14 protein-coding genes are annotated in these 12,768 nt (G+C 55.3%); 9 read left to right on the top strand and 5 right to left on the bottom strand.

The window, feature by feature from the left end; genetic code table 11:
• Window positions 1-45: 45 nt before the first annotated feature.
• Window positions 46-618 (bottom strand): YceI family protein, encoded by a 573-nt coding sequence (locus tag ACXADZ_RS06655; RefSeq protein WP_475193990.1) that lies wholly within the window; start codon window positions 616-618, stop codon window positions 46-48.
• A gap of 127 nt (window positions 619-745) precedes the next feature.
• Window positions 746-1,264 (bottom strand): hypothetical protein, encoded by a 519-nt coding sequence (locus tag ACXADZ_RS06650; RefSeq protein ID WP_475193989.1) that lies wholly within the window; start codon window positions 1,262-1,264, stop codon window positions 746-748.
• Between the two features lie 283 nt (window positions 1,265-1,547).
• Here ACXADZ_RS06650 and rpsF point away from each other — a divergent pair, with 283 nt between their 5' ends.
• The 6 genes from rpsF to ACXADZ_RS06620 all read left to right on the top strand — a co-directional run bounded on the left by rpsF (window position 1,548) and on the right by ACXADZ_RS06620 (window position 5,332).
• Entirely contained in the window at window positions 1,548-1,901 is a 354-nt protein-coding gene (gene rpsF / locus ACXADZ_RS06645; RefSeq protein ID WP_171090718.1) for a 30S ribosomal protein S6, read from the top strand.
• A 28-nt stretch (window positions 1,902-1,929) separates the two neighbouring features.
• Complete coding sequence (gene rpsR / locus ACXADZ_RS06640) at window positions 1,930-2,157, top strand: 30S ribosomal protein S18 (RefSeq protein WP_005608650.1); 228 nt, start codon at window positions 1,930-1,932, stop codon at window positions 2,155-2,157.
• A gap of 12 nt (window positions 2,158-2,169) precedes the next feature.
• Window positions 2,170-2,790 carry a 50S ribosomal protein L9 gene (rplI, locus tag ACXADZ_RS06635; protein WP_171090720.1) on the top strand — a complete coding sequence of 207 codons (621 nt, stop codon included), beginning with the start codon at window positions 2,170-2,172 and terminating at the stop codon, window positions 2,788-2,790.
• Between the two features lie 152 nt (window positions 2,791-2,942).
• Complete coding sequence (locus ACXADZ_RS06630) at window positions 2,943-3,431, top strand: transglycosylase SLT domain-containing protein (RefSeq protein WP_475193984.1); 489 nt, start codon at window positions 2,943-2,945, stop codon at window positions 3,429-3,431.
• A 237-nt stretch (window positions 3,432-3,668) separates the two neighbouring features.
• Window positions 3,669-4,370: an autoinducer binding domain-containing protein gene (locus ACXADZ_RS06625; protein ID WP_475193981.1), complete on the top strand. Its 702-nt coding sequence runs from the start codon at window positions 3,669-3,671 to the stop codon at window positions 4,368-4,370.
• Between the two features lie 107 nt (window positions 4,371-4,477).
• Window positions 4,478-5,332, top strand: a complete 855-nt coding sequence (locus ACXADZ_RS06620) for an acyl-homoserine-lactone synthase (RefSeq protein ID WP_171185842.1) — start codon at window positions 4,478-4,480, stop codon at window positions 5,330-5,332.
• Window positions 5,333-5,433: 101 nt separating this feature from the next.
• On the opposite strand, the gene tig is transcribed toward ACXADZ_RS06620, so the two are convergent.
• The 3 genes from tig to ACXADZ_RS06605 all read right to left on the bottom strand — a co-directional run bounded on the left by tig (window position 5,434) and on the right by ACXADZ_RS06605 (window position 9,990).
• A complete protein-coding gene (tig, locus tag ACXADZ_RS06615; protein WP_171091203.1) occupies window positions 5,434-6,765 on the bottom strand; it encodes a trigger factor in 1,332 nt (443 codons plus the stop codon).
• Window positions 6,766-6,952: 187 nt separating this feature from the next.
• Window positions 6,953-8,077, bottom strand: coding sequence for a porin (locus ACXADZ_RS06610; RefSeq protein ID WP_475193969.1), 1,125 nt, complete (start codon window positions 8,075-8,077; stop codon window positions 6,953-6,955).
• 308 nt (window positions 8,078-8,385) lie between these two features.
• A complete protein-coding gene (locus tag ACXADZ_RS06605) occupies window positions 8,386-9,990 on the bottom strand; it encodes an NAD(P)H-hydrate dehydratase (RefSeq protein ID WP_475193967.1) in 1,605 nt (534 codons plus the stop codon).
• 169 nt (window positions 9,991-10,159) lie between these two features.
• Between ACXADZ_RS06605 and ACXADZ_RS06600 the strand changes: the two genes are divergently transcribed.
• The 3 genes from ACXADZ_RS06600 to ACXADZ_RS06590 all read left to right on the top strand — a co-directional run bounded on the left by ACXADZ_RS06600 (window position 10,160) and on the right by ACXADZ_RS06590 (window position 12,713).
• The gene (locus ACXADZ_RS06600; protein WP_050602105.1) at window positions 10,160-10,498 is read left to right on the top strand and encodes a P-II family nitrogen regulator; all 339 of its coding nucleotides are present in this window, start codon (window positions 10,160-10,162) and stop codon (window positions 10,496-10,498) included.
• Between the two features lie 33 nt (window positions 10,499-10,531).
• On the top strand, window positions 10,532-11,938 hold the full coding sequence (gene glnA, locus ACXADZ_RS06595) for a type I glutamate--ammonia ligase (RefSeq protein ID WP_475193962.1): 1,407 nt from the start codon (window positions 10,532-10,534) through the stop codon (window positions 11,936-11,938).
• A gap of 127 nt (window positions 11,939-12,065) precedes the next feature.
• A complete protein-coding gene (locus tag ACXADZ_RS06590; protein WP_475193959.1) occupies window positions 12,066-12,713 on the top strand; it encodes an MSMEG_1061 family FMN-dependent PPOX-type flavoprotein in 648 nt (215 codons plus the stop codon).
• The last annotated feature ends 55 nt before the right edge of the window (window positions 12,714-12,768 follow it).

Here is a 12,768-nt window from a genome sequence, read left to right as displayed (position 1 = left end):
CCGGTGAGATACTCACCGGCGGTTTAACCTTTCAAGTCCTTCGACTTACTCAGCCTTTTGAGCCTCAACCGAGATCTGAATCTGCACTTCGTCGCTTACGAACGGTGCAAATTGTCCCAGGTCAAATTCACTGCGAACCAGCGTTGTGGTCGCGTTGAAACCTGCCCAAGGCTTGTTGGCCATCGGGTGATTGTCCACTTTGTTCAACTTGGCATCCAGAACAACCGATTTGGTTACGCCATTCATGGTCAGGTCGCCGGTGATATTGGCTGTATCATCGCCTGTCACCTCAATCCCGGTCGAGACGAAAGTGATCAGATCACCTTCGGCAGCGCCAAAGAAGTCTTCGGTCATGAAGTGGTCTTCCCGAGGCTTCCATCCTGTGAACATCTCCATAACCGGCATTGAAACCGTAACGCTGGATGCCGCAGGGTTTTCCTGATCGAACATGATCTCGCCCTCAAAGCCCGAGAACATGCCGTAAGTGGTCGAAAAGCCAAGGTGATCATAGTTGAAGATGACCTGGCTGTGGCTGGGGTCCAGTACATATTTCTCGGCACTGGCAATTGCAGCAGTTGCCGAAACGGCCAAAGCCGCAGCAAGAAGGGTGGATTTCATAACAATCTCCGCGTTTTTTTTGTGTGCAAGCCGATGGGGGTTGCTCACAAACAAGATGTGCCGCCCTAGGGCGGCACACAACCTCTTTTGGCTAACAATTTCTGTTCCTTTTTGAACAGAATAAAATTCAGCCGAAAATTGTTACGCTTTTGCTCAATTGCCCCTTCAGGGCTCGGCTGACATCCGCCGATTCAAGTGGCAGCTTCATCAACAGGCTCCCGTCCACGTCGAACAAGTGAACTTCATTCTCTTCAAAGCGTGCACCACCCAAGGAATTGTAGCTGCGACGCAAAACAGTCTGTGGGCGCCCATCTTCGTTCTTTTGCAATACCCGCACCTCGCGACGAATAGGATCGAAATACGCATCGGGACGCGGATCCAGAACCTCAATCGTCAGCAAGCTGACCCCAACGATCAGAAACAGCATCGAAGCAACCATCTTAATCGGCCAGACATCCGCAGCGATGACCGACCCCGGCATCAGCCACATTGAAAACGCTGACACGATCAGGAATGCGCCAACCATCCGCGCCAGAATCAAGCGCGCCTTCCAATTCGGCGCGAATGCGATCATTACCGGAACCGAGTTTTCAAAGCGCGATCCAGCCGCTTCTTCCCGGTATGTGTTTGTGTTCGTCGCGGTCATAACGTTTCACCCTTTATAAGGTTACTGTCGGTTTTCAGTTGGTTCCGGGTAATGTCCGGTATGCAAAACAACTTTGAGCCGAAAAGCGTCAGCAATTGGGCACCCCAAAGGAAATTGGGCGACTTCACCAAGGCATATGTGGCGGGTCTTGCCCCTGCGGTTCAAACGTGTATACGGGGCCATCCTTCGCAGTCATATGAATTGCGCAGCCTCTCGTGGCAGGGTCGCGAAGGACCAAATGGCCCCGCCTATGAAATGCGCCTTGATATAAACAGGAGTGCACATGCCACTGTATGAGCATGTAATGATCGCGCGTCAGGACCTGTCCAACGCGCAGGCGGAAAGCCTCGTCGAACACTTTGGCACCGTACTGGCGGACAACGGCGGCAGCCTTGTCGACAGCGAGTACTGGGGCGTCAAGACGATGGCCTATAAGATCAACAAGAACCGCAAAGGCCACTATGCCTTCCTGAAGACCGATGCCCCCTCGGGTGCGGTTCAGGAAATGGAACGCCTGATGCGTCTGCATGACGACGTAATGCGCGTTCTGACCATCAAGGTCGACGGCCACGAAGATGGCCCGTCGGTTCAGATGCAGAAGCGTGACGAACGTGGCGACCGCCGCGAGCGCCGTTGATCACCGCCTGAAGAAAGGACACTAAACCATGGCCGCAAAACCATTTTTCCGCCGTCGTAAGGTCTGCCCATTCTCGGGTGAGAACGCACCGAAAATCGACTATAAGGACACCCGTCTGCTGCAGCGCTACATCTCTGAGCGCGGCAAGATTGTTCCTTCGCGCATAACCGCCGTTTCGGCGAAAAAGCAGCGTGAACTGGCTCGTGCTATCAAGCGCGCCCGCTTCCTCGCCCTGCTGCCCTACGCCGTGAAGTAAGGAGAGACTGACATGCAAGTTATCCTTCTGGAACGCGTTGCGAAACTGGGTCAGATGGGCGACGTCGTTGACGTCAAGCCCGGCTACGCCCGCAACTTCCTGCTGCCCCAAGGCAAAGCGCTGAGCGCGTCCGAGTCGAACATCGCCTCGTTCGAAGCCCAGAAAGCGCAGCTGGAAGCCCGCAACCTGGAAACCAAGAAAGAAGCTGAAGCTCTGGCTGAAAAGCTGGACGGTCAGCAGTTCATCGTGATTCGCTCGGCATCGGATGCTGGCGCTTTGTACGGTTCGGTCACCCCGCGTGACGCCGCAGACGCTGCAACCGAAGCAGGCTTCACAGTCGACAAGAAACAGGTCGTTCTGGTCGCTCCGATCAAAGAACTGGGTCTGCACTCTGTCGCTGTTCGCCTGCACCCCGAGGTCGAAGTTGAGATCAAGATGAACGTTGCCCGTTCGGAAGAAGAAGCCGAACTGCAGGCATCTGGCAAATCGATTCAGGAACTGGCCGCTGAAGAAGAAGCTGCCGCTGAATTCGAAATCGCCGAACTGTTCGACGACATCGGTTCGGCCGCTTCAGAAGACGATGACCTGGCTGCCGAAGCTGCTCCGGCTGAGGAAGACGAAGCCAAAGCCTGATCTGGCTACGCTTTGAACAAGACAAAGGCCGCGCATTTTGTGCGGCCTTTTTTTATGCCGCAGCCAGACCAGCAAATTTCGGCCCAAATTGATCGCTAGAGTTGCGACCGAACAGACGTTCCATATCATACCGCCTTATTGACCGGAGATTCATGATGCCCGTTTTCCCCCGCCGCAGCTTCCTTTCCCTGTTGCTCGCAACCCCGCTGCTTGCATGCGGTGGAGGTGAAGTCTCCAAAGCCGACACCACTCAGTTCAATCCGCCGCTCTATCCAAATGAAACGCCGGAACTCAGAGCCTCGATCAACAAATGGGCTGATCAATACGAGCTTCCGCGCGAGCTTGTACACAAGCTGGCCATTCGCGAAAGCACACACCGCCCTTGGGCCGTGAACCGCCCCTACTATGGGCTGCTACAGATCCTTCCGGCCACCGCACGATCGATGGGGTACAAAGGTAATGCCGAGGGACTATTAAATGCGGATACCAACCTGGAATTCGCGGGCAAGTACTTGCGCGGGGCATGGCTGCTGTCCGACGGAGACCAGCAACGCGCGATCTTTTTGTATGCAAAAGGGTATTGGCCCGAGGCCAAAGCAAGGGGATTGCTGGTAGAAACCGGGCTCAAACCCGCACCCTGACGGTGGTTAGCGTCAATTTTCGCCTGAAAATTAGCACTTGAGGCGGGATAGTGACAAAAATGCTCTATTGAATGTCACAATATCCTGAATAGCGCAGACAATTGATGCCTCTGCTTGTCAGGATTAAGAAAATATGATGTTCTGGTTGAGTGAGGTAACCGGGTTCCACTCTGTTGAATACGTATGCTCGACGACACCATCGGGCAGTTAAGATGGGCCGCAGCTGGTAGGCGCCGCATGGAAATTGTCGATCTGAGCACTCTGCCGGATTTAGAAGTTCGCTACACCGAATTTCTAAGGCAAATCTGTGACAAGCATGAAATGGACCATGCTGCTTATGCAGGCATGAACCCTGCCGCTGGATCTGTCGCTGGCTTTGTCACGTATGACGAAGAGTGGACAGAGCATTACCAGAACCAGGGTCTGATCATGATCGACCCAACCATCCACATGGCACGCCGCAGCATTGCTCCGGTGGATTGGAGCCGCCTTGAACGCAGCCCCGATTTCCAGCGTGTATTCCGCGACGCTCATGATTTTGGCCTGCCCAGTCAAGGTGTTACGATTCCTGTACGCGGTCCGTACGGGGATATTGGCCTGCTCAGCGCAACCCGCAATTGCAGCAAGGAAGAGTGGCGCAAGCTCTACACCCACGTGATAAGCGACCTGCAATCCATGGCAGTACACATTCACGACAACGTCGTTTCGTCGGATCAGCTAACCAGCGCGCTCTACCATCCAACCCTGTCGACCCGAGAAGCAGAGATCCTGCAGTGGGTCGCAGCTGGCAAATCTCAGCAGGACATCGGCGATATTCTGTCGATTTCGCACCGGACCGTCGAAGTACACTTGCGTTCGAGTCGGGAAAAGCTTAGCGCCCTGACCACCCCGCAGGCTGTTGGACGCGCGATTGCGATTGGGCTAATTACCCCAGGTTAATCAAAAAAAGCGCTTAATTTCGCCAAAATACGGGAAACCCCCAATAGAAAAATCCCCTGGGACCGGTAACGTCGTATTTACCGAACAACCACTCGAAGGGGGAAGAAATGATCATCGTGGTAGATGGCCTGAACAGACATATGTTCAGCGAAGTTCTTGACGAAATGTTCGAGTTGAGAGCACGTGTATTTGGCGAACGTCTTGGATGGGACGTCAAAATAGAAGACGGAAAAGAAATCGACGAGTTCGATCATCTGGACCCGGCATATGTAATCGGACTCGACGATGAGGGGAATGTCGTCGCAGCCGTGCGTGCCCTCCAGACCACCGGCCCTCACATGTTGTCGGATGTCTTCTCGGCGATCCTTTGCGGCGAAGCACCACTGCGCAGCGCAACCATGTGGGAATCGACCCGCTTTTGCGTAGATACCCAGCGTCTCACACGCGGCAAAGAAAAGAACTCGGTTTCCTACGCAACCTGCGAATTGATGATCGGTTCTTTGGAATATGCCAAGAACGCTGGCATTCAGGACATCATCACCGTGATCGATCCGGTTATGGATCGGGTCCTGAAACGCTCGAATTGCGCCCCGTATGACTATGTCGGCCAAACTGTCCCAATGGGGAAAGTTCATGCGCTGGCTGCTCTGCTGGATTGCACAGACGAACGCATCGCGGGTCTGCGTGAGTTTGCAGACATTCACAACGATGTCTTCATCGACGACGAAGAGGCACTGGCCCTGTTTGCGGCCAAGAAAGCCGCAGCACAAAGCCCTGCCAATCAGGATCACAAACCACTGACTGATCTTGAAAAGTATTTTGTGGAACAGATGAGCGCCGCCAAGACAGAAGCTGAACGGCAAGATGTGCTGAGGCTGATCGAAACGCTCTCGAACACGTTCACACCAGAGCAGAAGACTGCTCTGCTACAAACCCCCCGTGCTTTTGCTCATGAGGCCTGACCCCCTCACCTCATAGGTACAAAAGCCACCCATGCGGAGCCGTCTGATTAGCAGGCGGCTCCGTTTTTTTGTGCCCATTCGTAAGAATGGGCGGAAGAGGATTACTCCTCTTCCAGTGCCTCAACGGCTTTTTGCAGATCGTCTTTGCTCACGTCTTTTTCGTTGACCTGAGCCAGTTCGAACACATAGTCGACGACTTTGTCTTCGAAGATGGGTGCGCGCATCTGCTGCTGCATTTGAGCGTTCTGTTGAACAAATTCAAAGAACTGACGCTCTTGACCCGGGTACTGACGCGCCTGGTTCATGATCGCCTGGGTCATTTCTGCGTCGGTCACTTCGACCTCGGCCTTCTGACCCAGCTCGGCCAGCAACAGACCCAGACGCACGCGGCGTTCGGCCAGTTTGGTGTGCTCTTCAGTCGGCTCAATCTCGCCGTGATCGTGGCCTTCCACGTCCGGGTTTTCCTCGTGGAACAGCTGATGTGCAATCTGCTTGGCTTCAGCGTCCACCAGTGACGGAGGCAGGTCGAACGACACTTTCTCGTCCAGCACGTCCAGCAGAGCACGCTTCATGACGGCACGCGATGCACCTGCGTATTCTGCTTCCAGACGTTCCGAAATCTGCCCCTTCAAGGCATCCAGATCTTCAGCACCGAACTTCATGGCCAGATCGTCGTTGACCTCTGCGGCCACCGGTTCTTTCACCTCTTTGATGGTGCAGGTGAAAACAGCGTCTTTGCCGGCCAGGTGCTCTGCACCGTACTCAGCGGGGAAGGTCACGTTGACGTCTTTGACTTCCTCGGCCTTCACACCAACCAGCTGTTCTTCGAAACCGGGGATGAAGCTGTTCGAGCCCAGTACCAGAGGGTACTCTTCAGCCGAACCGCCGTCGAATTCTTCGCCGTCAACCTTGCCAACGAAATCAAAAACGATCTGGTCGCCGTCTTTCGCCTTCGAGCCCTTGCGGCGCGCTTTGAAATCCTGCGCAGTTTCAGCCAGATTGTTCAGCGCTTCTTCCACAGCCGCGTCGTCAGCCTTGACCACCAGCTTCTCCAGCTCGACCGATTTCAGGTCAACCTCTGGGATCGCAGGCAGTGCCTCGTAAGACATGGCTACTTCAACGTCGTCGCCTTCTTTCCAATCTTCATTGGTCATCTTGACTTCGGGCTGCAGCGCAGGGCGGTCACCGCTGTCTTCAAAGTGCTTGTTCATCGCGCCATCGATGCTTTCCTGCATCGCTTCGCCCAGCAGGCGTTGACCAAACTGCTTTTTCAGCAGTGCCATCGGCACCTTACCTTTGCGGAAACCTTTCATTTCGATTTCCGGCTGCGCTTCGGTCAACTTTTCATTGACCTTGTCGTCCAGCTCGGCTGCGGTCACAACGATGTTGTAGCCGCGTTTCAGACCTTCGTTCAGCGTCTCTGTAACCTGCATTATGGTAGTCCCCATAGGATTCGGGGCGCGCAAAAAGGGCGCGCCGGGCAAATTTGACGCCTTCTATTTGCCCAGCAGCGTACGTGCAAGGGGCAAAGGCAGAATCCACCTGTATTTGATCGCCTATTCCCCCAAAAAAAGAACGCCCCGGAAACCGGGGCGCTCGTTTTTAATCCAGTCACAACGATCAGAACTTCCAGCGTGCGCCCAGAACCCATGCTTCGTTGTTGTCAAAGGATGAACCATCATCGAAGTCGTGGTTGCGGTACTTCAGATAAACATCTGTCTTGATTGCATCGACCTTCTGAACAACTGCGATACCCCAGGCTTTGGTGCCCGACCCGTTGCTGTCGAAGTCTGAACCGTCATAGTAGTCTATGCCGACACCGGTCTTACCCCAGGCGATCCAACTTCCTTCGTATGAGATCTTGCCATACCAGTAATTCGGATCCGTCGCCCCGGCCTGATCGTCGTCACGCGTACCACCGGCAATCGTAAATCCCAGCCCGCTTGGCAGAAGGACAGACGCCGAACCAATCGTGTCCTTGCGATCGCCGGAATTGTCGTCCCGGTCGCGCACCGAATAGGCAACAGCTGCCGCGAATTCCACGCCACCGGCAAAGGTGTTTTCATAGAAAAGACCAACGTCGTAGTAGTCATCGTCGTCGCTGCTGGACAGAATGTTCTGCCCATAGGCGAAGCCCGCCGAGAACCCGTTGAATGTCGGTGTGTCATACCGGATGCGCCCACGGCGCGAGCCGTCAAAGTTGCTGGAACTGTCGCCAACCGTGATTCCGCTCAGCAATCCAGCGGTGTCGCGATAGAAGAAGCCGGCGTTTTCATCGTTGGTGAACGAATACAGCGCGGTTCCGACATATGACAGATCCACCTCAGCGGCACCGTCAGCGACCATACTGCCCTGCCCCGCCGAAAACTTGCCGTACCCACCTTTCAGCGAGAAATCCACGTGACGAATATCTTCGCGATTCCAGCCATCCGCGTTGGTTCCAAACTGATCAGCAGACGCCGAACCGGGCAGGCCAAGCCCTGTTTCAAACCAAAACTGGAACTCATTGCTACCGTAAGGCTGCATCAGGCGCAGGCCCACGCGGCTGTTCGACAAGTCGTTGTCGAGGACCCGTGTCTCGGTGTCCTGCCCGTCATCGACCGAAATCAGGGCTGGGTGCAACTGTCCATAAAGCAACACATAACCGCCTGTGTTGTTTTCGTATTTCAGCTCAGCTGCAGCCGGAATTGCCGCCGTTGCACTCAGCGCAGCGGCAGCGGAAAGGGTTTTGAATTTAGAAGTCATTTCACTCACCATGAATGGTTCGGGTGTTACGCCCCGTCCAATTGATCATCGAGCACCGACGTTCCAGATGCCCGCGCGCTGTCTGATAAAGGAATGGCAAATTCGCAACACAGAACGCAGAGGCCAAGAGAATTTTATAATGTATTTCATTTGCTTAAATACATCACCACCAGTCCGTTTCGGAGGTGCTCAAAACAACTTTGCCTCCGGTCTGTGCGTCTGGCAAACACTCACTCTGCACCCCCGCAGCCCTGATCGGCGAAAATTCGCCGATCTGACGTAGATTGGGCCATTCCCCGCCAACACACTCAAATATTCATCTTTCTAAACACGTCAGGCAGCTGTTCCGGCAAGTCCTCGGCAATCAGGCCGGGCCCAAATTGCAGTGCGCATTCCACATGTAGCCACGCGGCAGTCTCTGCAGCTTGCAACGGTGGATACCCACGTGCCAGCAACCCGGTGATGAAGCCCGCCAGCACATCGCCAGATCCAGCGGTCGCCAACCAAGGAGCCGCCCTTTCGTACGAGGCCGAGTTGACCGAACATCGCCCGTCAGGTGCGGCAATCACGGTATCCGACCCCTTGAACAGAACCACGCACCCAGCGCGCTTTGCAGCCGCCCGCGTTGCGTCAACCTTGGAATAGGCCGGCCCCTGTGTCGGCGCAGCTTTCAAATTGTCCGCAATGTCGGGGAAAAGCCGCGCAAACTCTCCTCCGTGCGGGGTAAGCACGCAGTTTTCGTGCAGCTGCGCAAACAAAGCATCCCGGTCGTCCGCAAAGGCCGACAACGCATCCGCATCCAACACCGTCGCCCGGCGCGCTGCCAAAGCCACCGGAACCAACTCACGCGCGCGTTCCACTCTCAGCCCGGGGCCAAGACAGAGCGCATTGAGGCGCGGGTCAGTCAGAACCTCGACCAGGCCATCTTTTCCCTCAACGCGCTGCAACATGAGCGCCTTGATCTGACTGGCCACTTCCAAGACCGCCGCAGGCGGTACACCCAACGTCACCAATCCCGCACCAATCCGCAACGCCCCGCGTGCGGCCAATCGCGCCGCGCCGGTTTTTCCCACCCCTCCGGACAAGATCAGAGCGTGGCCATGAGAGTACTTGTGGCCTTCTGTTTTCTTCTGCAGCCTCGCCCCCTCGACGGAAGCCATTTGGACAATCCGGCTTCTTTCAGCTGTTTCGAGCCCAATCGATTTTGTTTGCACCCTACCGCAGGACGTTGGGCCATCGCCTAAAACATGCCCGACCTTTTTACTGTGAAACGTGACCGTCAAATCGGCAACAATGACTTTGCCTAAAACGCGGCCACTATCGGCGCACAAGCCACTTGGCGTATCAACTGCGACGACCTTTACACCTCGATCCCGCAGCAATGCCCTTGTCTCAGTATTCGCCAATAAAGAAAACACACCTGTAAACGGTCGGGTAAGACCGGTTCCGAACGTTCCATCGACAATCAGATCAGTGTCCTTCGGAAGCTGAAGATATTCCGCGTCACTTGGGCTGGCATCGACGGCGAACACATTAACGTCGCCTTCATCCAGCCACCGCTCATAATTCACACGCGCATCGGGCGGCAGCTTCTCCGGATCCCCGTACAGAAAGACCTCAACCTCCCATCCCAACTCCCGTAACAACCTGGCGACAACAAAGCCATCGCCACCATTGTTCCCCGGCCCGCACAGCACCACCGCACGCAGCGGATCCCCTTCATCTGGCCCCAAATACCTCGGGGAGCGCGAGGGGCTGGCCCCTCGCCTGTCCCACTCTGGCCACTCCTCGAAAATTGCCTCAACAACGCCCCGCCCGGCCCGCTCCATCAGCTCAAGACCTGTCACCTCACCGGATTCGATGGCAGCCTGCTCAATGGCCCGCATCTGCGCCGCTGTCAGCAATTCCGTCATCCCACACCCTCATTCGATTCAATTCTGATTAGTTTTTGTGCAATACGCCCATAAATTAGCACGCTGCCAGATTTCGATGCATCCCAACCTGCCCAAATCCGCAATCACATTGCCGCCCGATCTTAGACGTGATCACTGCCCCTGAGACAACCATTCAAGGTGAGCCGGGATGAAAAAGATCGAAGCGATCATCAAGCCGTTCAAACTGGACGAAGTGAAAGAGGCATTGCAGGACGTGGGCGTCCAGGGCCTCAGCGTGATCGAGGTCAAAGGCTTCGGTCGTCAGAAAGGCCATACCGAACTGTATCGCGGCGCGGAATATGTCGTCGATTTTCTGCCCAAAGTGAAAGTTGAAGTCGTGCTGGACGATGATCAGGTCGATGCCGCCATCGAAGCTATCGTTTCGGCCGCCAAAACCGACAAGATCGGCGATGGCAAGATCTTCGTCTCGCCCGTCGAACAAGCTATCCGTATCCGCACCGGCGAGACCGGTTCGGACGCACTATAACCCTCCAATCTTCAAGTCAGAGGAATCTAGAGAATGAGCAAGGACGCAGTTCTTCAGCTGATCAAGGACGAAGACGCAGAATACGTCGACATCCGCTTTACCGACCCGCGCGGCAAGCTTCAGCACGTGACCATCATGGCCGATCAGGTCGACGAAGACTTCTTGGAAGAAGGCTTCATGTTCGATGGTTCTTCCATTGCCGGTTGGAAGTCGATCGAAGCATCCGACATGAAACTGATGCCCGACACCGAAAGCGCCTATGTAGATCCGTTCTACGCAGAAAAAACCATCTGCGTTCACTGCTCGGTTGTTGAGCCCGACACCGGCGAGGCGTACGAGCGTGACCCGCGTGGCACCGCTCAGAAAGCCGAAGCTTACCTGAAATCATCGGGTATCGGTGATGCCGCCTACATGGGGCCTGAAGCCGAATTCTTCCTGTTTGACGACGTTCGTTTCTCGAACAGTATCAACAAGGTATCCTACGAAGTTGATGCAACCGACGCGTCGTGGAACACCGACACCGAGTACGAGATGGGCAACATGGGCCATCGTCCGGGCGTCAAGGGCGGTTATTTCCCAGTAAACCCCATCGACAAATCACAGGACCTACGGTCGGAAATGCTGTCGACCATGAAGCGTCTGGGCATGAAGGTTGACAAGCACCACCACGAAGTTGCCTCGTGCCAGCACGAGCTGGGCTTGATCTTCGACAGCCTGACCAAGCAGGCCGACGAGCTGCAGAAGTACAAGTACGTCATTCACAACGTAGCCCATGCCTACGGCAAATCGGCGACCTTCATGCCGAAGCCGATCGCGGGTGACAACGGCACCGGCATGCACGTGAACATGTCGATCTGGAAAGACGGCAAGCCCCTGTTCGCAGGTGACAAATACGCCGACCTGTCGGACGAAGCATTGTACTTCATTGGCGGCATCCTGAAGCACGCCAAAACCCTGAACGCCTTCACCAACCCGGCGACCAACAGCTACAAGCGTCTGATCCCGGGCTTCGAAGCACCCGTTCTGCGCGCCTACTCGGCCCGTAACCGTTCGGGTTGTGTGCGTATTCCGTGGACCGAAAGCCCGAAGGCAAAGCGCGTCGAGGCCCGCTTCCCCGATCCGGCTGCGAACCCCTATCTGGCGTTTGCCGCGCTGCTGATGGCTGGTCTGGACGGCATCAAAAACAAGATCGATCCGGGCGAAGCCATGGACAAGAACCTGTACGATCTGCCTGCCGAAGAACTGGCTGACATCCCAACCGTTTGCGGCAGCCTGCGCGAAGCTCTGGAAGCTCTGGCATCGGATCACGACTTCCTGCTGCAGGGCGACGTGTTCACCAAAGACCAGATCGACGGCTACATCGCACTGAAGATGGAAGAGGTCGAAACCTACGAGCATACCCCGCATCCGGTTGAATACGGCATGTATTACAGCTGCTAAACCGGATTTGGGTTTACATCTGCAAGGGCGTCCAATCGGGCGCCCTTGTCTTTTCTACCAGTATGATTTGACGCGTCGCCTGAGTTTCAACAAACTCAAGAGGACACTCCCAACCGGAGACAACAGTATGGCCTTCAGCACTTCACCTTTTTCGAAATACTCAAATATCGTGACCTCCGAAAAAGAACTGCTTCAGATTTCCGGCACCCCTCTCCCGCAGATCATTGCCAAAGAACTCTCTGAACTGGACCAGATGTGCCGCGACTTCATCGCTACTTCGCCCTTCTGCCTGATCGCCTCAGCCAACCCCGACGGATATCTGGATATCTCCCCTCGTGGGGATCCTGCAGGTTTTGTTCAGGTCTTGTCCGATACACTGATCGCTATCCCGGACCGTCCGGGCAACAAACGGGTGGATACCTTCCACAACGTTCTCAAAGACCCGCGTGTGAGTTTGATTTTCTTTGTTCCCGGCAAGATGGAGACCCTCAGACTTCGGGGCGAGGCCCGGATCTGCGCGGACCCGCAGCTACTGGAGCAAATGGCCATTGCTGGCCATGCGCCGAAACTGGCGCTGCTGATCCACGTTCATACGGTGTTTGCGCATTGCCCCAAATGCGTCATTCGCTCAAACCTGTGGCAGCCCGACGCGTGGCCGGATTCCTCGAACCTGCCGAACATGAACGCCATGATGGTGAAACATGCCCGCATAAAGGCCACCCCGGACGAATGGTTCGAAACACTTAAAGAGAAAGGAGAGCTGGACCTCTACTAACTTCTTTCCCGAACCCAAGGCCCCAGCTACGCTGACTTCAGACTTCATCTCAAAC

It is taken from the genome of Ruegeria sp. ABM4_193, assembly GCF_056158705.1.
Note: the sequence above shows the minus strand (reverse complement) of the source record. Positions and strands in the feature narration are given on the sequence as shown.